Source organism: Escherichia sp. WS1451, assembly GCF_046487365.1.
Taxonomy (GTDB): Bacteria; Pseudomonadota; Gammaproteobacteria; order Enterobacterales; family Enterobacteriaceae; genus Escherichia; species Escherichia coli.
The window spans coordinates 12,642-32,881 of sequence record NZ_JBJQJP010000031.1 but is presented as its reverse complement, the minus strand read 5'-3'; the positions used below and the strand labels follow the sequence as shown (position 1 = coordinate 32,881).

The window sequence follows — 20,240 nt, the reverse complement described above, 5'->3', positions numbered from 1 at the left end:
CAGACACTGGGAGTAAATAAAGTATGCCTAAGTACCGTTCCGCCACCACCACTCATGGTCGTAATATGGCGGGTGCTCGTGCGCTGTGGCGCGCCACCGGAATGACCGACGCCGATTTCGGTAAGCCGATTATCGCGGTTGTGAACTCGTTCACCCAATTTGTACCGGGTCACGTCCATCTGCGCGATCTCGGTAAACTGGTCGCCGAACAAATTGAAGCGGCTGGCGGCGTTGCCAAAGAGTTCAACACCATTGCGGTGGATGATGGGATTGCCATGGGCCACGGGGGGATGCTTTATTCGCTGCCATCTCGCGAACTGATCGCTGATTCCGTTGAGTATATGGTCAATGCTCACTGCGCCGACGCCATGGTCTGCATCTCTAACTGCGACAAAATCACCCCGGGGATGCTGATGGCTTCCCTGCGCCTGAATATTCCGGTGATCTTTGTTTCCGGCGGCCCGATGGAAGCCGGGAAAACCAAACTGTCCGATCAGATCATTAAGCTCGATCTGGTTGATGCGATGATCCAGGGGGCAGACCCGAAAGTTTCTGACTCCCAAAGCGATCAGGTTGAACGTTCCGCATGCCCAACCTGCGGTTCCTGCTCCGGGATGTTTACCGCTAACTCAATGAACTGCCTGACCGAAGCGCTGGGCCTGTCGCAGCCGGGCAACGGCTCGCTGCTGGCAACTCACGCCGACCGTAAGCAGCTGTTCCTCAATGCCGGTAAACGCATTGTTGAATTGACCAAACGTTACTACGAGCAAAATGACGAAAGTGCACTGCCGCGTAATATCGCCAGTAAGGCGGCGTTTGAAAACGCCATGACGCTGGATATCGCGATGGGTGGATCGACTAACACTGTACTTCACCTGCTGGCGGCGGCGCAGGAAGCGGAAATCGAATTCACCATGAGTGATATCGACAAACTTTCGCGTAAAGTCCCGCAGTTATGCAAAGTTGCGCCGAGCACCCAGAAATACCATATGGAAGATGTTCATCGTGCTGGTGGTGTTATCGGTATTCTCGGCGAACTGGATCGTGCGGGTTTACTGAACCGTGATGTGAAAAATGTACTTGGCCTGACGTTGCCGCAAACGCTGGAACAATACGACGTTATGCTGACCCAGGATGACTCGGTAAAAAATATGTTCCGCGCAGGCCCTGCTGGCATTCGTACTACACAGGCCTTCTCGCAGGATTGCCGTTGGGATTCTCTCGATGACGATCGCGCCAATGGCTGTATCCGCTCGCTGGAACACGCCTACAGCAAAGACGGTGGTCTGGCGGTGCTCTACGGTAATTTCGCAGAAAACGGCTGCATCGTTAAAACCGCGGGCGTCGATGACAGCATCCTCAAATTCACCGGCCCGGCGAAAGTGTACGAAAGCCAGGATGACGCGGTAGAAGCGATTCTCGGCGGCAAAGTTGTCGCTGGCGATGTAGTGGTGATCCGGTACGAAGGCCCGAAAGGCGGTCCGGGGATGCAGGAAATGCTCTACCCAACCAGCTTCCTGAAATCAATGGGTCTCGGTAAAGCCTGCGCGCTGATCACCGACGGACGCTTCTCCGGCGGCACCTCTGGTCTTTCCATCGGCCACGTCTCGCCGGAAGCGGCAAGCGGCGGCAGCATTGGTCTGATTGAAGACGGCGACATGATTGCCATCGACATTCCGAACCGTGGCATTCAGTTACAGGTAAGCGATGCTGAACTGGCGGCGCGTCGTGAAGCGCAGGAAGCGCGTGGCGACAAAGCCTGGACGCCGAAAAATCGTGAACGTCAGGTTTCCTTTGCGCTGCGTGCCTACGCCAGCCTGGCAACCAGCGCCGACAAAGGTGCGGTGCGCGATAAATCGAAACTGGGGGGTTAATAATGGCTGACTCGCAACCCCTGTCCGGTACCCCGGAAGGTGCCGAATATTTAAGAGCGGTGCTGCGCGCGCCGGTCTACGAAGCGGCGCAGGTCACGCCGCTACAGAAAATGGAAAAACTGTCGTCGCGTCTTGATAACGTGATTCTGGTGAAGCGCGAAGATCGCCAGCCAGTACACAGCTTTAAGCTGCGCGGCGCATACGCCATGATGGCGGGCCTGACGGAAGAACAAAAAGCGCACGGCGTGATCACCGCTTCTGCGGGTAACCACGCGCAGGGCGTCGCGTTTTCTTCCGCACGGTTAGGCGTGAAGGCGCTGATCGTCATGCCAACCGCCACCGCCGATATCAAAGTTGATGCGGTGCGCGGCTTTGGCGGCGAAGTGCTGCTTCATGGCGCGAACTTTGACGAAGCGAAAGCGAAAGCAATCGAACTGTCACAGCAGCAGGGCTTCACCTGGGTGCCGCCGTTCGACCATCCGATGGTGATCGCCGGGCAAGGCACGCTGGCGCTGGAACTGCTCCAGCAGGACGCCCATCTCGACCGCGTATTTGTACCGGTCGGCGGCGGCGGTCTGGCGGCGGGCGTCGCGGTACTGATCAAACAACTGATGCCGCAAATCAAAGTGATCGCCGTGGAAGCGGAAGATTCCGCCTGCCTGAAAGCGGCGCTGGATGCCGGTCATCCCGTTGATCTGCCGCGCGTAGGGCTGTTCGCAGAAGGTGTTGCGGTAAAACGCATCGGCGATGAAACCTTCCGTTTATGCCAGGAGTATCTTGACGACATCATCACCGTCGATAGCGATGCGATTTGTGCGGCGATGAAAGACCTGTTCGAAGATGTACGCGCGGTGGCTGAACCCTCTGGCGCGCTGGCGCTGGCAGGGATGAAAAAATACATCGCCCAGCACAACATTCGCGGTGAACGGCTGGCGCATATTCTTTCCGGTGCCAACGTGAACTTTCACGGTCTGCGCTACGTCTCGGAACGCTGCGAACTGGGCGAACAGCGTGAAGCGTTACTGGCGGTGACCATTCCGGAAGAAAAGGGCAGCTTCCTCAAATTCTGCCAGTTACTTGGTGGGCGCTCGGTCACCGAGTTCAACTACCGCTTTGCTGATGCCAAAAACGCCTGCATTTTTGTCGGCGTGCGCTTAAGTCGAGGGCTCGAAGAGCGCAAAGAAATTTTGCAGATGCTCAACGACGGCGGCTACAGCGTGGTCGATCTCTCCGACGATGAAATGGCGAAGCTGCACGTACGCTATATGGTTGGCGGGCGACCATCGAAACCGCTTCAGGAGCGCTTGTACAGCTTTGAATTCCCGGAATCACCGGGTGCGCTGCTGCGCTTTCTTAACACATTAGGCACGCACTGGAATATATCTCTGTTCCATTATCGCAGCCACGGTACCGACTACGGGCGCGTACTGGCGGCGTTCGAACTTGGCGATCATGAACCGGATTTTGAAACCCGGCTAAATGAGCTGGACTACGATTGCCACGACGAAACCAATAATCCGGCGTTCAGGTTCTTTTTGGCGGGTTAATTCAGCGTTTAGTTTTTCAGGCCCACAAAGTAAAGTGGGCCTAATATCCAGATATGATCTTCCCTCAGTTATTGGGCTTTTCTGCCAGTCCGAAGCATCCAGTCATTCAATTTTGCGAGACGTTTTCCAGAAGACGCTTAACCTGCTTGTGGTGAAACTCGGCTCACCATATCGTTAGCACCACCATTTTGGTTGTTTGTGCACCGCTATCACTTGCGCCTGTTAAAAATGATGTATAAAATTTTATACACAAGGATGTTATGTTACTCACCCGAGCTCTCCCCAATGAAAAAGAAATTCGATGGGTTGGATCTTCTCTGGAGGATCTCCTGACTTTTCCCATAACGGTACGTAAAGCAGTTGGTTATCAGCTTCACAAAATTCAGTATGGTATTGAACCCGATGACTGGAAACCGTTTTCAGAAATTGGGGCTGGGGTGAATGAAATTCGGGTTCGTGACAACAATGGCATCTATCGCGTTATGTATGTCGCTAAGTTTGCAGAAGCGCTCTACGTTTTGCATAGCTTTCAGAAACAGACGCAACAAACCAGTCAGCACGATAAAAACATCGCCAGAACGCGTTATAACCGGGTGGTGCAGCAACGGAGAAACAGCCTGTGATTGCCAAAACTGACAGTGATATTCGCCATGTGACGCCATCGGGCGGTAATGTTTTTGCTGATTTGGGGTTTGATAAGCAGGAAGCCGAAAAGCTTTACGCTGATTCCATGAGTGAAATCGAAAACACGTTAGCCATCAAAGAACAACTCATGGAAGAAATTACCCTCTGGATTTCGCAAAACCAGATGAAGCAAGCCGAGGTTGCAACCGTTTTACATATATCACGGCCGCGCGTTTCGGATGTCGTCAACAATAAATGCAGCAAATTCACCATTGATGCTCTGGTGAATATGCTTAGCCGTATTGGGAAGCACGTTCGGGTAATGGTGGGGCCGTAAAACTAATTCGGCAAAATCTTCCAGAACGCCTCAATCAGCGGCTCATGCAGCCGCTTTTTTTGTGCACAAACGCCCAGCTCAAACGGCGTTTTCTCATCGCTACGCTCCAGAATCATCACGCGGTTGCGCACTGGTTCCGGGCTGTTTTCCAGCACCACTTCCGGCAACAAGGCCACGCCACAGCCGAGCGCTACCATCGACACCATCGCTTCATGCCCGCCGACCGTGGCGTAAATCATCGGGTTACTAATTTTGTTACGCCGAAACCACAGTTCAATACGGCGGCGTACTGGCCCCTGATCGGCCATGATAAACGGTACCGTTGACCAGTCCGGCTTCTCTACCGAGACCTGATTACGCACCGGGCAGGGCAACGTGGGTGCGATCAGCACCACCACCAGGTTCTCCAGCATCGAAAATGCCACTGCGCCGGGCAAGGTTTCCGGTTTACCCGCAATCGCCAGATCCGCTTCGCCAGTGACGACCTTTTCCATCGCATCTGCCGCATCACCAGTCGTGAGTTTAATCTCCACTGACGGATGTTCCGCGCGAAAGCGGTCGAGAATCGGCGGCAGATGGCTGTAGGCGGCGGTCACCGAGCAGAAAATATGCAGCTCGCCAGAGAGCGACGGTCCTTGCTGATCGATGGTGTGGCGCAGTTGCTGATACTGCAACAACGTTTGCTGGGCGAAAACACGCAGTTCTTCGCCTGCTTCCGTCAGTGTCACCGTGCGGTTATCGCGTATAAACAGCGGCTGACCGAGATCTTCTTCCAGGCGTTGAATCTGCCGTGAGAGCGTGGATGGGCTGACGTGCATCGCTCGTGCGCTGCGGCCAAAATGGCGGCTTTCCGCCAGATGCAGGAAGGTTTTCAGATCGCGTAAATCCAATGGCGCAGCCCTCAATGTTGACGTTGCAGAAATTGCAATGTGACGTTGTGAATATATCAATTTCCGCAATAAATTTCCTGTCATATAGTGAATCCAATCTCGCAAACGCGAACCGAACAATAAGAAGCACAACATCACGAGGAATCACCATGGCTAACTACTTCAATACACTGAATCTGCGCCAGCAGCTGGCACAGTTGGGCAAATGTCGCTTTATGGGGCGCGATGAATTCGCCGATGGCGCGAGCTACCTTCAGGGTAAAAAAGTAGTCATCGTCGGCTGTGGCGCACAGGGTCTGAACCAGGGCCTGAACATGCGTGATTCTGGTCTCGATATCTCCTACGCTCTGCGTAAAGAAGCGATTGCTGAGAAGCGCGCATCCTGGCGTAAAGCAACCGAAAATGGTTTTAAAGTGGGTACTTACGAAGAACTGATCCCACAGGCGGATCTGGTGGTTAACCTGACGCCGGACAAGCAGCACTCTGATGTAGTGCGCACCGTACAGCCACTGATGAAAGACGGCGCGGCGCTGGGTTACTCGCATGGTTTCAACATCGTGGAAGTAGGCGAGCAGATCCGTAAAGACATCACCGTAGTAATGGTTGCGCCGAAATGCCCTGGCACCGAAGTGCGTGAAGAGTACAAACGTGGATTCGGCGTACCGACGCTGATTGCCGTTCACCCGGAAAACGATCCGAAAGGCGAAGGCATGGCGATCGCTAAAGCGTGGGCGGCGGCAACCGGTGGTCATCGTGCGGGCGTGCTGGAATCCTCTTTCGTTGCGGAAGTGAAATCTGACCTGATGGGTGAGCAAACCATCCTGTGCGGTATGTTGCAGGCTGGCTCTCTGCTGTGCTTCGACAAACTGGTGGAAGAAGGCACCGATCCGGCATACGCAGAAAAACTGATTCAGTTCGGCTGGGAAACCATCACCGAAGCACTGAAACAGGGCGGCATCACGCTGATGATGGACCGTCTCTCTAACCCGGCGAAACTGCGTGCTTACGCGCTCTCTGAGCAATTGAAAGAGATCATGGCACCGCTGTTCCAGAAACATATGGACGATATCATCTCCGGCGAATTCTCCTCCGGCATGATGGCAGACTGGGCCAACGACGATAAGAAACTGCTGACCTGGCGTGAAGAGACCGGCAAAACCGCGTTCGAAACCGCGCCGCAGTATGAAGGCAAAATCGGCGAGCAGGAGTACTTCGATAAAGGCGTACTGATGATCGCGATGGTAAAAGCGGGCGTTGAGCTGGCGTTTGAAACCATGGTTGATTCCGGCATCATCGAAGAGTCTGCTTACTATGAATCACTGCACGAACTGCCGCTGATTGCCAACACTATCGCTCGTAAGCGTCTGTACGAAATGAACGTGGTTATCTCTGATACCGCCGAGTACGGTAACTATCTGTTCTCTTACGCTTGTGTGCCGCTGCTGAAACCGTTTATGGCAGAGCTGCAACCGGGCGACCTGGGTAAAGCTATTCCGGAAGGTGCGGTAGATAACGCGCAGTTGCGTGATGTGAACGAAGCGATTCGCAGCCATGCGATTGAGCAGGTAGGTAAGAAACTGCGCGGCTATATGACGGATATGAAACGTATTGCTGTTGCAGGTTAAGTGCGATTCAGAGTTCAAGGCCTTCTCCCGGAGAAGGCCTTGCTGTTAGTTACGGTAAAGCACCTTAATGATGTGATACCCGAACTGGGTATGCAGCGGACCGGTTGGCTCCAGTACCGGACAAGAGAAAACCACTTTATCGAACGCCGGAACCATCTGACCCTGGCGGAATTCACCCAAATCACCGCCGCGTTTGCCTGACGGGCAAATGGAGTGTTTCTTCGCCAACTTGCCGAAATCGGCACCGTTTTTGATCTGCTCGAGAAGATCCAGAGCCAGTTTCTCTTCTTTTACAAGGATATGCAGTGCTGCTGCTGTTTTTGCCATGATCGTGCCTTGAGTGGTAAGGATGAGGCTGGCTATACTACCACGCTGTTATTTTCCCCTCCCGACTTTCATTGAGCGATTTTCCTATGCGTCTAAACCCCGGCCAACAACAAGCTGTCGAATTCGTTACCGGCCCCTGCCTGGTGCTGGCGGGCGCGGGTTCCGGTAAAACTCGTGTTATCACCAATAAAATCGCCCATCTGATCCGCGGTTGCGGTTATCAGGCGCGACATATCGCGGCGGTGACCTTTACCAATAAGGCGGCACGCGAGATGAAAGAGCGTGTCGGGCAGACGCTGGGGCGCAAAGAGGCGCGTGGGCTGATGATTTCCACCTTCCACACGCTGGGGCTGGATATCATCAAACGCGAGTATGCGGCGCTGGGGATGAAGGCTAACTTTTCGCTGTTTGACGATACCGATCAGCTTGCTTTGCTTAAAGAGCTGACCGAGGGGCTGATTGAAGATGACAAAGTCCTCCTGCAACAGCTGATTTCGACCATCTCTAACTGGAAGAACGATCTCAAAACACCGTCCCAGGCGGCAGCCAGTGCGATTGGCGAGCGGGACCGTATTTTTGCCCATTGTTATGGGCTGTATGATGCACACCTGAAAGCCTGTAACGTTCTCGACTTCGATGATCTGATTTTATTGCCGACGTTACTGCTGCAACGCAATGAAGAAGTCCGCGAGCGCTGGCAGAACAAAATTCGCTACCTGCTGGTGGATGAGTATCAGGACACCAACACCAGCCAGTATGAACTGGTGAAACTGCTGGTGGGCAGCCGCGCGCGCTTTACCGTAGTTGGCGATGACGATCAGTCGATCTACTCCTGGCGCGGTGCACGTCCGCAAAACCTGGTGCTGTTGAGTCAGGATTTCCCGGCACTGAAGGTGATTAAGCTTGAGCAGAACTACCGCTCTTCCGGACGTATTCTGAAAGCGGCGAACATCCTGATCGCCAATAACCCGCACGTCTTTGAAAAGCGTCTGTTCTCCGAACTGGGCTATGGCGCAGAGCTAAAAGTTTTAAGCGCGAATAACGAAGAACATGAGGCCGAGAGAGTCACCGGCGAGCTGATCGCGCATCACTTCGTCAATAAAACGCAGTACAAAGATTACGCCATTCTTTATCGCGGCAACCATCAGTCGCGGGTGTTTGAAAAATTCCTGATGCAAAACCGCATCCCGTACAAAATTTCTGGTGGTACGTCGTTTTTCTCTCGCCCTGAAATCAAGGATTTGCTGGCTTATCTGCGCGTGCTGACTAACCCGGACGATGACAGCGCATTCCTGCGTATCGTTAACACGCCGAAGCGAGAGATTGGCCCGGCTACGCTGAAAAAGCTGGGTGAGTGGGCGATGACGCGCAATAAAAGCATGTTTACCGCCAGCTTTGATATGGGCCTGAGTCAGACGCTTAGCGGACGTGGTTATGAAGCATTGACCCGCTTCACTCACTGGTTGGCAGAAATCCAGCGCCTGGCGGAGCGAGAGCCGATTGCCGCGGTGCGTGATCTGATTCACGGCATGGATTATGAATCCTGGCTGTACGAAACATCGCCCAGCCCGAAAGCCGCCGAAATGCGCATGAAGAACGTCAACCAACTGTTTAGCTGGATGACGGAGATGCTCGAAGGCAGTGAACTGGATGAGCCGATGACGTTAACCCAGGTGGTGACGCGCTTTACTTTGCGCGACATGATGGAGCGTGGTGAGAGTGAAGAAGAGCTGGATCAGGTGCAACTGATGACTCTCCACGCGTCGAAAGGGCTGGAGTTTCCTTATGTCTACATGGTCGGTATGGAAGAAGGGTTTTTGCCGCACCAGAGCAGCATCGATGAAGATAATATCGATGAGGAGCGGCGGCTGGCCTATGTCGGCATTACCCGCGCCCAGAAGGAATTGACCTTTACGCTGTGTAAAGAACGCCGTCAGTACGGCGAACTGGTGCGCCCGGAGCCGAGCCGCTTTTTGCTGGAGCTGCCGCAGGATGATCTGATTTGGGAACAGGAGCGCAAAGTGGTCAGCGCCGAAGAACGGATGCAGAAAGGGCAAAGCCATCTGGCGAATCTGAAAGCGATGATGGCGGCAAAACGAGGGAAATAATCAAGGCCGGAAAAGATGCGTCAGCATCGCATCCGGCACTTACTCATTAATGCACTTCCAGCGGCCAGTGGACGTAGCTCTGCCACTGGCTTTCCTGAGCAATAATCTCTTTACCCAGCGGATGTTGGGTTAGCCAACCTTGCGGAAGCGTTAAGGTCAACAGTTCATGGTTAGCCTGTAATGTCATCTCTGGCACGAGATCGTCACGACGACGGCTGGCAAAAATGATAGCCAGGCGTAGTAAACGGCAGAGTTGTTCTGCGACGCGCGGCGGTACGGCATTTTGCTGATGCAGCGATGAGAGATCGACCGGATTAGTCTGGTTGAGCAGTAGCGTCGCCAGCAATTTTTTCTGTGCGGGGGTAAAACCGGGAAGATCCAGATTACGCACCAGATAAGCAGCGTGTTGCGGCGCTTGTTTGAAGTCAACGCTCAGGCCGATTTCATGAAGCTGACAGGCGCTGATGAGCAAATCGCGGCTTATTGCTTCAAGATGCCATTCACTTTCCACCTGATCGAAGAAGTTAGCTGCAACTTTGGCTACGCGCTGTGCCTGATCAATATCGATCATAAAGCGGCGCTGAATATTACGTAGCGTACGGCTGCGAATATCCTGCTCGACGGCCAGATGCAACATGCCGTAGACCAGGCCTTCACGCAGCGCACCGCCCGCCAGAGTCATACACTGAATATTCAGTTCGGTAAAAATGGCTATCAGGATCGCCAGACCACTCGGGAACACTAACGCACGTTCCAGCGTCAGCCCGTCAATCTCTAGCTCTTCCAGCCGACCGCAATGAATGGCGCGTTGTTTCAGTTGCTGCAACTTTTCCAGGGTAATGCGTTCATCCATCCCCTGTGCCATCATGATTTCCTGTAACGCCTGCACGGTGCCGGAAGCGCCAACGCACACTTTCCAGCCGTGATACCGTAATTCATCGGCAACCGGACGTAACACTTCGCGTGCCGCTTTTTCTGCAGCATCAAAATTTTCCTGCCCCAGATTACGATCGGCAAAATAGCGTTCCAGCCAGGTAACGCAGCCCATCGACAGGCTGAACAAAGAGGTGGTTTGTGCACCCGTGCCGGTTACCAGTTCAGTACTGGCTCCGCCGATATCCACCACCAGGCGCTGATCGGCACCGCCAGTGGTGTGAGCAACGCCCTGATAAATCAGACGCGCTTCCTCTTCACCGCTGATCACCTGTACCGGACAACCGAGGATTTCCTGCGCTTTGGCAATAAAATCACCCGCATTGACGGCAAGTCGTAATGTCGCCGTAGCGACAACGCGAATTTGCGAGGGAGGGATATCTTGCAGACGTTCAGCAAACAGGCGCAGACATTGCCAACCGCGCTCCATTGCTTCATTAGACAGGGCATTTTCGCTATTCAGGCCAGCAGCCAGACGCACTTTGCGTTTAATTCGCGTCAGCGTCTGGATGCTTCCAGCCACCTCGCGCACAACCAGCATATGAAAACTATTCGAACCGAGATCAATGGCTGCATACAGCGACGAGGTGGAACCCATACTCTTCATCCTTCAATCTGTCTCTGCGTTGGCTGCGTTCTTTCACCCAAATCACTTACTACAGCATGCGCATCGGGATTCATTCTCTTGCCATCTTGATACAGTTTGAATGATTTTGAGTATGACATTTTTATTTAACCTGAACGACGACGATTACGCGGAGCGCCAGTACGACGCGGACCATTGCCTGTGCGCGGGCGCGTGAGGCGCAGCGGTTTTGGCAGATCGGTCATCAATGCGTCCGGATTGTATTTGCTTACCGGAATTGAGTGACCAATATAGGTCTCAATAGCAGGCAAATTCAATGCATACTCTTCACACGCCAGGCTGATGGAATGACCGCTTGCGCCTGCGCGACCTGTACGACCAATACGGTGAACGTAATCTTCACAGTCATCGGGTAAATCGTAGTTAAAGACGTGCGTCACAGCCGGGATATGCAGGCCACGCGCGGCAACGTCGGTGGCAACCAGAATATCCAGATCGCCACGGGTAAATTCATCAAGAATACGCAGACGTTTTTTCTGCGCGACATCGCCTGTCAACAAACCGACACGATGACCATCTGCCGCCAGGTGGCCCCAGATCTCTTCACAACGGTGTTTGGTGTTGGCGAAAATAATCGCTCTGTCTGGCCACTCTTCTTCGATCAGCGTTTGCAGCAAACGCATTTTTTCTTCGTTAGAAGGGTAGAAAAGCTCTTCTTTAATACGGTGGCCCGTTTTCTGTTCCGGTTCCACTTCAATATATTCGGCATTGTTCATCTGCTCGAACGCCAGTTCACGTACCCGGTACGAAAGCGTGGCGGAGAACAGCATGTTGAGGCGCTGGTTTGCAGGTGGCATACGGCGGAACAGCCAGCGGATATCTTTAATAAAGCCCAGATCGTACATGCGATCGGCTTCGTCCAGCACCACCACCTGAATGGCTCCGAGGTTAATGTGGTTCTGCTTGGCGTAGTCAATTAAACGACCCGTGGTGCCAATCAGAATGTCAACGCCGCTTTCCAGCACTTTCAGCTGTTTGTCGTAGCCATCACCACCGTAAGCCAGACCCAGCTTCAGGCCGGTAGCTTGCGCAAGTGGCTCCGCGTCGGCGTGGATCTGCACGGCAAGTTCACGCGTCGGTGCCATAATTAAGGCACGCGGTTGATTCACCTTGCGATCGGCAATCGCGGGATGAGAGAGAAGATAATGAAACGTTGACGTAAGAAACGCCATCGTTTTCCCGGTACCGGTTTGCGCCTGCCCGGCTACGTCACGACCCGCCAGCGTCAGCGGAAGGGCCAGTGCCTGAATGGGCGTACAGTTATGAAACCCTTTTTTTTCAAGGGCTTCTACAACCTTCGGATGCAGGGCGAAGTCGGAAAACTTCTGTTCTGTTAAATGTGTTTTGCTCATAGTGTGGTAGAATATCAGCTTACTATTGCTTTACGAAAGCGTATCCGGTGAAATAAAGTCAACCTTTAGTTGGTTAATGTTACACCAACAACGAAACCAACACGCCAGGCTTATTCCTGTGGAGTTATATATGAGCGATAAAATTATTCACCTGACTGACGACAGTTTTGACACGGATGTACTCAAAGCGGACGGGGCGATCCTCGTCGATTTCTGGGCAGAGTGGTGCGGTCCGTGCAAAATGATCGCCCCGATTCTGGATGAAATCGCTGACGAATATCAGGGCAAACTGACCGTTGCAAAACTGAACATCGATCAAAACCCTGGCACTGCGCCGAAATATGGTATCCGTGGTATTCCGACTCTGCTGCTGTTCAAAAACGGTGAAGTGGCGGCAACCAAAGTGGGCGCACTGTCTAAAGGTCAGTTGAAAGAGTTCCTCGACGCTAATCTGGCGTAAGGGAATTTCATGTTCGGGTGCCCCGTCGCTAAAAACTGGACGCCCGGCGTGAGTCATGCTAACTTAGTGTTGACTTCGTATTAAACATACCTTATTAAGTTTGAATCTTGTAATTTCCAACGCTTCCCGTTTTATCTTAAATGCGAAGTGAACAGATTTCTGGCTCGTCACTCAATCCGTCTTGTCGTTTCAGTTCTGCGTACTCTCCTGTGACCAGGCAGCGAAAAGACATGAGTCGATGACCGTAAACAGGCATGGATGATCCTGCCATACCATTCACAACATTAAGTTCGAGATTTACCCCAAGTTTAAGAACTCACACCACTATGAATCTTACCGAATTAAAGAATACGCCGGTTTCTGAGCTGATCACTCTCGGCGAAAATATGGGGCTGGAAAACCTGGCTCGTATGCGTAAGCAGGACATTATTTTTGCCATCCTGAAGCAGCACGCAAAGAGTGGCGAAGATATCTTTGGTGATGGCGTACTGGAGATATTGCAGGATGGATTTGGTTTCCTCCGTTCCGCAGACAGCTCCTACCTCGCCGGTCCTGATGACATCTACGTTTCCCCTAGCCAAATCCGCCGTTTCAACCTCCGCACTGGTGATACCATCTCTGGTAAGATTCGCCCGCCGAAAGAAGGTGAACGCTATTTTGCGCTGCTGAAAGTTAACGAAGTTAACTTCGACAAACCTGAAAACGCCCGCAACAAAATCCTCTTTGAGAACTTAACCCCGCTGCACGCAAACTCTCGTCTGCGTATGGAACGTGGTAACGGTTCTACGGAAGATTTAACCGCTCGCGTACTGGATCTGGCATCACCTATCGGTCGTGGTCAGCGTGGTCTGATTGTGGCACCGCCGAAAGCCGGTAAAACCATGCTGCTGCAGAACATTGCCCAGAGCATTGCTTACAACCACCCGGATTGTGTGCTGATGGTTCTGCTGATTGACGAACGTCCGGAAGAAGTAACCGAGATGCAGCGACTGGTAAAAGGTGAAGTTGTTGCTTCCACCTTTGACGAACCCGCATCTCGCCACGTTCAGGTTGCGGAAATGGTGATCGAGAAGGCCAAACGCCTGGTTGAGCACAAGAAAGACGTTATCATTCTGCTCGACTCCATCACTCGTCTGGCGCGCGCTTACAACACCGTTGTTCCGGCGTCAGGTAAAGTGTTGACCGGTGGTGTGGATGCCAATGCTCTGCATCGTCCGAAACGCTTCTTTGGTGCGGCGCGTAACGTGGAAGAGGGCGGCAGCCTGACCATCATCGCTACCGCGCTTATCGATACCGGTTCCAAGATGGACGAAGTTATCTACGAAGAGTTTAAAGGTACAGGCAACATGGAACTGCACCTCTCTCGTAAGATCGCTGAAAAACGCGTCTTCCCGGCTATCGACTACAACCGTTCCGGTACCCGTAAAGAAGAGCTGCTCACGACTCAGGAAGAACTGCAGAAAATGTGGATCCTGCGCAAAATCATTCACCCGATGGGCGAAATCGATGCAATGGAATTCCTCATTAATAAACTGGCAATGACCAAGACCAATGACGATTTCTTCGAAATGATGAAACGCTCATAAATTTGTTTTATGCCAAAAACGCCACGTGTTTACGTGGCGTTTTGCTTTTATATCTGTAATCTTAATGCCGCGCTGGCGATGCTAGGAAAATTCCTGGAATTTGCTGGTGTGTTATGCAATTTGCATATCAAATGGTTAATTTTTGCACAGGACTGGTGGGTTCGGAACGGACTTTCCCTTCTGAATAAAGGTCTTCGTGGTTATACTTCTGCTAATAATTTTCTCTGAGAGCATGCATTGTGAATTTACTGACAGTGAGTACTGATCTCATCAGTATTTTTTTATTCACGACACTGTTTCTGTTTTTTGCCCGTAAGGTGGCAAAAAAAGTCGGTTTAGTGGATAAACCAAACTTCCGCAAACGTCACCAGGGATTGATACCTCTCGTTGGGGGGATTTCGGTTTACGCAGGGATTTGCTTCACGTTCGGAATTGTCGATTACTATATTCCGCATGCATCTCTCTATCTCGCTTGTGCCGGTGTGCTTGTTTTCATTGGCGCGCTGGATGACCGTTTTGATATCAGCGTAAAAATCCGTGCCACCATACAGGCCGCTGTTGGCATTGTTATGATGGTGTTCGGCAAACTTTATCTCAGTAGCCTGGGTTATATCTTTGGCTCCTGGGAGATGGTGCTCGGACCGTTTGGTTACTTCCTGACGCTATTTGCCGTCTGGGCGGCCATTAATGCGTTCAACATGGTTGATGGCATTGATGGCTTGCTGGGCGGGTTGTCCTGCGTCTCGTTTGCAGCAATCGGTATGATTTTGTGGTTCGACGGGCAAACCAGTCTCGCAATCTGGTGCTTTGCGATGATCGCCGCCATCCTGCCATACATCATGCTTAACCTTGGTATCCTGGGTCGCCGCTACAAAGTCTTTATGGGGGATGCGGGCAGTACGCTGATTGGTTTTACCGTTATCTGGATCCTGCTCGAAACGACCCAGGGCAAAACTCATCCCATCAGCCCGGTTACCGCTTTGTGGATAATCGCCATTCCACTAATGGATATGGTGGCGATTATGTACCGTCGCCTGCGTAAAGGCATGAGCCCATTCTCTCCTGACCGTCAGCATATTCACCATTTGATCATGCGTGCCGGGTTTACTTCCCGCCAGGCGTTTGTGCTGATTACCCTTGCCGCAGCTCTGCTCGCCTCCATTGGGGTGCTGGCAGAATATTCTCATTTTGTCCCGGAGTGGGTCATGCTGGTGCTCTTTTTGCTAGCATTCTTCCTCTATGGATATTGCATTAAGCGTGCCTGGAAAGTTGCTCGCTTTATTAAGCGCGTAAAACGCAGACTGCGTAGAAATCGTGGTGGCAGCCCCAATTTAACCAAATAAATGAGGATGTGATGACACAACCAATGCCTGGGAAACCGGCCGAAGACGCTGAAAATGAACTGGATATTCGTGGGTTGTTTCGTACCTTGTGGGCTGGGAAGCTGTGGATTATTGGCATGGGGCTGGCGTTTGCGTTAATCGCGCTGGCGTATACTTTTTTTGCTCGCCAGGAGTGGAGCTCGACAGCGATTACCGATCGTCCAACGGTGAATATGCTGGGGGGATATTACTCACAGCAGCAATTTTTGCGTAACCTGGATGTCCGTTCAAACATGGCTTCTGCCGACCAACCATCGGTCATGGACGAAGCCTATAAAGAGTTTGTTATGCAACTGGCCTCGTGGGATACCCGCAGAGAGTTCTGGCTGCAAACCGACTATTACAAACAGCGGATGGTGGGCAATAGCAAAGCCGATGCGGCGTTGCTGGATGAAATGATCAACAACATCGTGTTTATTCCCGGTGACTTCACCCGCGCGGTCAATGACAGCGTGAAGCTGATTGCCGAAACTGCGCCTGACGCTAATAACCTGTTACGTCAGTATGTTGCTTTTGCCAGCCAGCGTGCAGCCAGCCATCTGAATGATGAGCTGAAAGGCGCATGGGCGGCACGCACCATCCAGATGAAAGCTCAGGTGAAGCGTCAGGAAGAGGTGGCGAAAGCCATCTACGATCGCCGGATGAACAGTATTGAACAGGCGCTGAAAATTGCTGAGCAGCATAATATTTCGCGCAGTGCGACAGATGTGCCTGCCGAGGAGTTACCTGATTCAGAAATGTTCCTGCTTGGACGTCCAATGCTCCAGGCTCGACTGGAAAATTTACAGGCCGTCGGTCCGGCCTTTGATCTCGACTATGATCAGAATCGGGCCATGTTAAACACCCTGAATGTTGGTCCAACCCTGGATCCGCGTTTTCAGACCTATCGCTATTTGCGTACGCCGGAAGAACCGGTAAAACGCGATAGCCCACGTCGTGCCTTCCTGATGATTATGTGGGGCATTGTCGGGGGGCTGATCGGGGCTGGTGTCGCATTAACCCGCCGTTGCTCGAAATAGCAACACTGCTGCGGTGAGCGCAAAGGCGCTCGCCGCTTATTCGAAGAGAATCGATGTGAAAGTACTGACTGTATTTGGTACGCGCCCGGAAGCCATCAAGATGGCGCCGTTGGTGCATGCGTTGGCAAAAGATCCTTTTTTTGAGGCTAAAGTTTGCGTCACTGCGCAGCATCGGGAGATGCTCGATCAGGTGCTGAAACTCTTTTCCATTGTACCTGACTACGATCTCAACATAATGCAGCCAGGACAGGGCCTGACAGAGATAACCTGTCGGATTCTGGAAGGGCTAAAACCTATTCTTGCCGAGTTCAAACCAGACGTCGTGCTGGTTCACGGCGACACAACGACGACGCTGGCAACCAGCCTGGCGGCGTTTTATCAGCGTATTCCAGTTGGTCACGTTGAGGCTGGTCTGCGCACGGGCGATCTCTATTCGCCGTGGCCGGAAGAGGCTAACCGTACATTGACCGGGCATCTGGCGATGTATCACTTCTCTCCAACCGAAACTTCCCGGCAAAACTTGCTGCGTGAAAATGTTGCTGACAGCCGAATCTTCATTACCGGTAATACAGTCATTGATGCACTGTTATGGGTGCGTGATCAGGTGATGAGCAGCGACACGCTGCGTTCAGAACTGGCGGCAAATTACCCGTTTATCGACCCCGATAAAAAGATGATTCTGGTGACCGGTCACAGGCGTGAGAGTTTCGGTCGTGGCTTTGAAGAAATCTGCCAGGCGTTGGCAGACATCGCCATCACGCACCAGGACATCCAGATTGTCTATCCAGTGCATCTCAACCCGAACGTCAGAGAGCCGGTCAATCGCATTCTGGGGCATGTGAAAAATGTCATTCTGATCGATCCCCAGGAGTATTTACCGTTTGTCTGGCTGATGAACCACGCCTGGCTGATTTTGACCGACTCAGGCGGCATTCAGGAAGAAGCGCCTTCGCTGGGGAAACCGGTGCTGGTGATGCGCGATACCACTGAGCGTCCGGAAGCGGTGACAGCGGGGACGGTGCGTCTGGTCGGCACGGATAAGCAGCGAATTGTCGAGGAAGTGACGCGTCTTTTAAAAGACGAAAACGAATATCAAGCTATGAGCCGCGCCCATAACCCGTATGGTGATGGTCAGGCATGCTCTCGCATTCTGGAAGCGTTAAAAAATAATCGGATATCACTATGAGTTTTGCGACCATTTCTGTTATCGGACTGGGTTACATCGGGCTGCCTACAGCAGCTGCGTTTGCCTCAAGGCAAAAACAGGTGATTGGTGTCGATATCAACCAACATGCGGTTGATACCATCAATCGTGGCGAAATCCATATCGTCGAACCTGATTTGGCGAGCGTAGTAAAAACTGCCGTAGAAGGCGGTTTTTTACGAGCGAGCACGACGCCAGTTGAAGCGGATGCCTGGCTGATTGCTGTACCCACGCCGTTTAAAGGCGATCATGAGCCAGATATGACCTACGTTGAATCGGCTGCTCGCTCCATTGCGCCAGTGCTGAAAAAAGGCGCGCTGGTGATCCTTGAATCCACCTCGCCGGTGGGGTCAACCGAGAAGATGGCAGAATGGTTAGCAGAGATGCGTCCAGATCTCACTTTCCCACAGCAGGTGGGCGAGTTGGCGGACGTCAACATTGCTTACTGTCCGGAACGCGTGTTACCGGGCCAGGTTATGGTCGAGCTGATTAAAAACGATCGCGTGATTGGTGGTATGACGCCGGTTTGTTCGGCCCGCGCCAGCGAACTGTACAAAATTTTCCTCGAAGGTGAGTGTGTCGTCACTAACTCGCGGACGGCGGAAATGTGTAAGCTCACCGAAAACAGCTTCCGCGATGTGAATATCGCTTTTGCTAACGAACTGTCGCTGATTTGTGCCGATCAGGGAATTAACGTCTGGGAACTGATTCGCCTGGCGAATCGTCACCCTCGCGTTAATATTCTTCAGCCTGGTCCTGGCGTGGGCGGTCACTGCATTGCTGTTGATCCGTGGTTTATCGTGGCACAGAACCCGCAGCAGGCGCGGCTTATCCGTACCGCGCGCGAAGTGAACGATCACAAACCGTTCTGGGTTATCGATCAGGTGAAAGCGGCGGTTGCCGACTGCCTTGCTGCTACCGATAAACGCGCCAGTGAACTGAAAATCGCCTGCTTTGGTCTGGCGTTTAAACCGAATATTGATGACCTGCGCGAAAGCCCGGCGATGGAAATCGCTGAACTGATCGCCCAGTGGCATAGCGGCGAAACGCTGGTTGTTGAGCCTAACATCCACCAGTTGCCGAAAAAACTGACCGGGCTTTGTACTCTGGCGCAGCTTGACGAGGCGCTGGCAACGGCAGACGTGCTGGTGATGCTGGTCGATCATAGTCAGTTCAAAGTTATCAATGGCGACAATGTCCATCAGCAGTATGTCGTCGATGCCAAAGGAGTTTGGCGCTGATGAGAAAGATTCTGATAACAGGTGGTGCCGGGTTTATTGGCTCGGCGCTGGTGCGTTATATCATCAACGAAACGAGCGACGCGGTGGTAGTGGTCGATAAGCTGACCTACGCCGGAAATCTGATGTCGCTGGCACCGGTCGCGCAAAGCGAGCGCTTTGCCTTTGAGAAAGTTGATATCTGCGATCGGGCAGAACTGGCGCGCGTATTCACTGAGCATCAGCCAGACTGTGTCATGCATCTGGCAGCCGAAAGCCATGTTGACCGTTCTATTGACGGCCCGGCAGCGTTTATTGAAACCAACATTGTCGGGACTTATACATTGCTTGAAGCGGCGCGGGCTTACTGGAATGCGCTAACGGAAGATAAAAAATCAGCGTTCCGTTTTCATCATATCTCCACTGACGAAGTATATGGTGACCTGCACTCGACGGATGATTTCTTCACCGAAACCACGCCGTATGCGCCGAGCAGCCCTTATTCCGCGTCAAAAGCCAGCAGCGACCATCTGGTGCGCGCCTGGCTGCGGACCTATGGTCTGCCGACGCTTATCACCAACTGCTCGAATAACTACGGTCCTTACCACTTTCCGGAAAAACTGATCCCGCTGATGATCCTCAACGCGCTGGCGGGTAAACCGCTGCCGGTATATGGCAACGGGCAGCAAATCCGTGACTGGCTGTATGTTGAAGATCACGCCCGCGCGCTGTATTGCGTGGCGACCACCGGGAAAGTCGGTGAAACCTATAATATTGGTGGTCACAACGAGCGTAAGAATCTCGATGTTGTGGAAACCATTTGCGAGCTGCTGGAAGAACTGGCTCCGAATAAGCCGCACGGCGTGGCGCACTATCGTGACCTGATCACCTTTGTCGCTGACCGTCCGGGGCATGATCTGCGTTATGCCATTGATGCTTCGAAAATTGCCCGTGAACTTGGCTGGCTGCCGCAGGAAACCTTTGAAAGTGGAATGCGTAAAACGGTGCAGTGGTATCTGGCTAATGAAATCTGGTGGAAGCAGGTGCAGGACGGCAGCTATCAGGGCGAGCGTTTAGGTCTGAAAGGCTAATTTTCAGCGGAGGCAGAC

General features: G+C 52.6%; 18 protein-coding genes. 14 read left to right on the top strand and 4 right to left on the bottom strand.

What is annotated here, in order from left to right; all coding sequences use genetic code 11:
- Nucleotides 1-23 precede the first annotated feature (23 nt).
- From ilvD to ACJHX7_RS24050, 4 genes are all read left to right on the top strand, one after another.
- Nucleotides 24-1,874, top strand: a complete 1,851-nt coding sequence (gene ilvD, locus ACJHX7_RS24065; RefSeq protein WP_032172588.1) for a dihydroxy-acid dehydratase — start codon at nt 24-26, stop codon at nt 1,872-1,874.
- Nucleotides 1,875-1,876: 2 nt separating this feature from the next.
- A complete protein-coding gene (gene ilvA, locus ACJHX7_RS24060) occupies nt 1,877-3,421 on the top strand; it encodes a threonine ammonia-lyase, biosynthetic (protein WP_094030197.1) in 1,545 nt (514 codons plus the stop codon).
- Between the two features lie 260 nt (nt 3,422-3,681).
- Nucleotides 3,682-4,044: a type II toxin-antitoxin system RelE/ParE family toxin gene (locus ACJHX7_RS24055; RefSeq protein ID WP_094030196.1), complete on the top strand. Its 363-nt coding sequence runs from the start codon at nt 3,682-3,684 to the stop codon at nt 4,042-4,044.
- Nucleotides 4,041-4,382, top strand: a complete 342-nt coding sequence (locus ACJHX7_RS24050) for a helix-turn-helix domain-containing protein (protein ID WP_094030195.1) — start codon at nt 4,041-4,043, stop codon at nt 4,380-4,382. Before ACJHX7_RS24055 ends, ACJHX7_RS24050 begins: the two co-directional genes overlap by 4 nt.
- A gap of 2 nt (nt 4,383-4,384) precedes the next feature.
- Here ACJHX7_RS24050 and ilvY read toward each other — a convergent pair whose 3' ends face one another.
- A complete protein-coding gene (ilvY, locus tag ACJHX7_RS24045) occupies nt 4,385-5,272 on the bottom strand; it encodes an HTH-type transcriptional activator IlvY (protein WP_410231717.1) in 888 nt (295 codons plus the stop codon).
- 149 nt (nt 5,273-5,421) lie between these two features.
- On the opposite strand from ilvY, the gene ilvC reads away from it, so the two are divergent.
- Nucleotides 5,422-6,897, top strand: coding sequence for a ketol-acid reductoisomerase (gene ilvC, locus ACJHX7_RS24040; protein ID WP_000024951.1), 1,476 nt, complete (start codon nt 5,422-5,424; stop codon nt 6,895-6,897).
- Nucleotides 6,898-6,942: 45 nt separating this feature from the next.
- On the opposite strand, the gene ppiC is transcribed toward ilvC, so the two are convergent.
- Nucleotides 6,943-7,224 (bottom strand): peptidylprolyl isomerase PpiC, encoded by a 282-nt coding sequence (gene ppiC / locus ACJHX7_RS24035; protein WP_001140251.1) that lies wholly within the window; start codon nt 7,222-7,224, stop codon nt 6,943-6,945.
- An 86-nt stretch (nt 7,225-7,310) separates the two neighbouring features.
- On the opposite strand from ppiC, the gene rep reads away from it, so the two are divergent.
- Entirely contained in the window at nt 7,311-9,332 is a 2,022-nt protein-coding gene (rep, locus tag ACJHX7_RS24030) for a DNA helicase Rep (protein ID WP_001238886.1), read from the top strand.
- Nucleotides 9,333-9,378: 46 nt separating this feature from the next.
- On the opposite strand, the gene gppA is transcribed toward rep, so the two are convergent.
- Entirely contained in the window at nt 9,379-10,863 is a 1,485-nt protein-coding gene (gppA, locus tag ACJHX7_RS24025; protein WP_021553986.1) for a guanosine-5'-triphosphate,3'-diphosphate diphosphatase, read from the bottom strand.
- Between the two features lie 134 nt (nt 10,864-10,997).
- Complete coding sequence (rhlB, locus tag ACJHX7_RS24020; RefSeq protein WP_000047508.1) at nt 10,998-12,263, bottom strand: ATP-dependent RNA helicase RhlB; 1,266 nt, start codon at nt 12,261-12,263, stop codon at nt 10,998-11,000.
- A 130-nt stretch (nt 12,264-12,393) separates the two neighbouring features.
- On the opposite strand from rhlB, the gene trxA reads away from it, so the two are divergent.
- The 8 genes from trxA (at nt 12,394) to rffG (ending at nt 20,222) form a co-directional block, all read left to right on the top strand.
- The gene (gene trxA, locus ACJHX7_RS24015) at nt 12,394-12,723 is read left to right on the top strand and encodes a thioredoxin TrxA (protein WP_001280776.1); all 330 of its coding nucleotides are present in this window, start codon (nt 12,394-12,396) and stop codon (nt 12,721-12,723) included.
- 140 nt (nt 12,724-12,863) lie between these two features.
- On the top strand, nt 12,864-12,965 hold the full coding sequence (gene rhoL, locus ACJHX7_RS24010) for a rho operon leader peptide RhoL (RefSeq protein ID WP_001295255.1): 102 nt from the start codon (nt 12,864-12,866) through the stop codon (nt 12,963-12,965).
- A gap of 84 nt (nt 12,966-13,049) precedes the next feature.
- Nucleotides 13,050-14,309, top strand: a complete 1,260-nt coding sequence (rho, locus tag ACJHX7_RS24005; protein ID WP_001054527.1) for a transcription termination factor Rho — start codon at nt 13,050-13,052, stop codon at nt 14,307-14,309.
- 239 nt (nt 14,310-14,548) lie between these two features.
- Nucleotides 14,549-15,652 carry a UDP-N-acetylglucosamine--undecaprenyl-phosphate N-acetylglucosaminephosphotransferase gene (gene wecA, locus ACJHX7_RS24000; protein WP_001050960.1) on the top strand — a complete coding sequence of 368 codons (1,104 nt, stop codon included), beginning with the start codon at nt 14,549-14,551 and terminating at the stop codon, nt 15,650-15,652.
- An 11-nt stretch (nt 15,653-15,663) separates the two neighbouring features.
- Nucleotides 15,664-16,710: an ECA polysaccharide chain length modulation protein gene (gene wzzE, locus ACJHX7_RS23995; protein ID WP_001314258.1), complete on the top strand. Its 1,047-nt coding sequence runs from the start codon at nt 15,664-15,666 to the stop codon at nt 16,708-16,710.
- A 55-nt stretch (nt 16,711-16,765) separates the two neighbouring features.
- Nucleotides 16,766-17,896, top strand: coding sequence for a non-hydrolyzing UDP-N-acetylglucosamine 2-epimerase (gene wecB / locus ACJHX7_RS23990; RefSeq protein WP_022646324.1), 1,131 nt, complete (start codon nt 16,766-16,768; stop codon nt 17,894-17,896).
- Nucleotides 17,893-19,155: a UDP-N-acetyl-D-mannosamine dehydrogenase gene (gene wecC, locus ACJHX7_RS23985; RefSeq protein ID WP_000006610.1), complete on the top strand. Its 1,263-nt coding sequence runs from the start codon at nt 17,893-17,895 to the stop codon at nt 19,153-19,155. Before wecB ends, wecC begins: the two co-directional genes overlap by 4 nt.
- Nucleotides 19,155-20,222, top strand: coding sequence for a dTDP-glucose 4,6-dehydratase (rffG, locus tag ACJHX7_RS23980; protein WP_094030193.1), 1,068 nt, complete (start codon nt 19,155-19,157; stop codon nt 20,220-20,222). Before wecC ends, rffG begins: the two co-directional genes overlap by 1 nt.
- Nucleotides 20,223-20,240 lie beyond the last annotated feature (18 nt).

Bases quoted from the DNA above. Each gene is read 5' to 3' on its own strand.
- ilvD (WP_032172588.1), top strand. From the start codon at position 24: ATGCCTAAGTACCGTTCCGCCACCACCACTCATGGTCGTAATATGGCG.
- ilvA (WP_094030197.1), top strand. From the start codon at position 1,877: ATGGCTGACTCGCAACCCCTGTCCGGTACCCCGGAAGGTGCCGAATAT.
- ACJHX7_RS24055 (WP_094030196.1), top strand. From the start codon at position 3,682: ATGTTACTCACCCGAGCTCTCCCCAATGAAAAAGAAATTCGATGGGTT.
- ilvC (WP_000024951.1), top strand. From the start codon at position 5,422: ATGGCTAACTACTTCAATACACTGAATCTGCGCCAGCAGCTGGCACAG.
- ppiC (WP_001140251.1), bottom strand. From the start codon at position 7,224: ATGGCAAAAACAGCAGCAGCACTGCATATCCTTGTAAAAGAAGAGAAA.
- rep (WP_001238886.1), top strand. From the start codon at position 7,311: ATGCGTCTAAACCCCGGCCAACAACAAGCTGTCGAATTCGTTACCGGC.
- gppA (WP_021553986.1), bottom strand. From the start codon at position 10,863: ATGGGTTCCACCTCGTCGCTGTATGCAGCCATTGATCTCGGTTCGAAT.
- rhlB (WP_000047508.1), bottom strand. From the start codon at position 12,263: ATGAGCAAAACACATTTAACAGAACAGAAGTTTTCCGACTTCGCCCTG.
- trxA (WP_001280776.1), top strand. From the start codon at position 12,394: ATGAGCGATAAAATTATTCACCTGACTGACGACAGTTTTGACACGGAT.
- rhoL (WP_001295255.1), top strand. From the start codon at position 12,864: ATGCGAAGTGAACAGATTTCTGGCTCGTCACTCAATCCGTCTTGTCGT.
- rho (WP_001054527.1), top strand. From the start codon at position 13,050: ATGAATCTTACCGAATTAAAGAATACGCCGGTTTCTGAGCTGATCACT.
- wzzE (WP_001314258.1), top strand. From the start codon at position 15,664: ATGACACAACCAATGCCTGGGAAACCGGCCGAAGACGCTGAAAATGAA.
- wecC (WP_000006610.1), top strand. From the start codon at position 17,893: ATGAGTTTTGCGACCATTTCTGTTATCGGACTGGGTTACATCGGGCTG.
- rffG (WP_094030193.1), top strand. From the start codon at position 19,155: ATGAGAAAGATTCTGATAACAGGTGGTGCCGGGTTTATTGGCTCGGCG.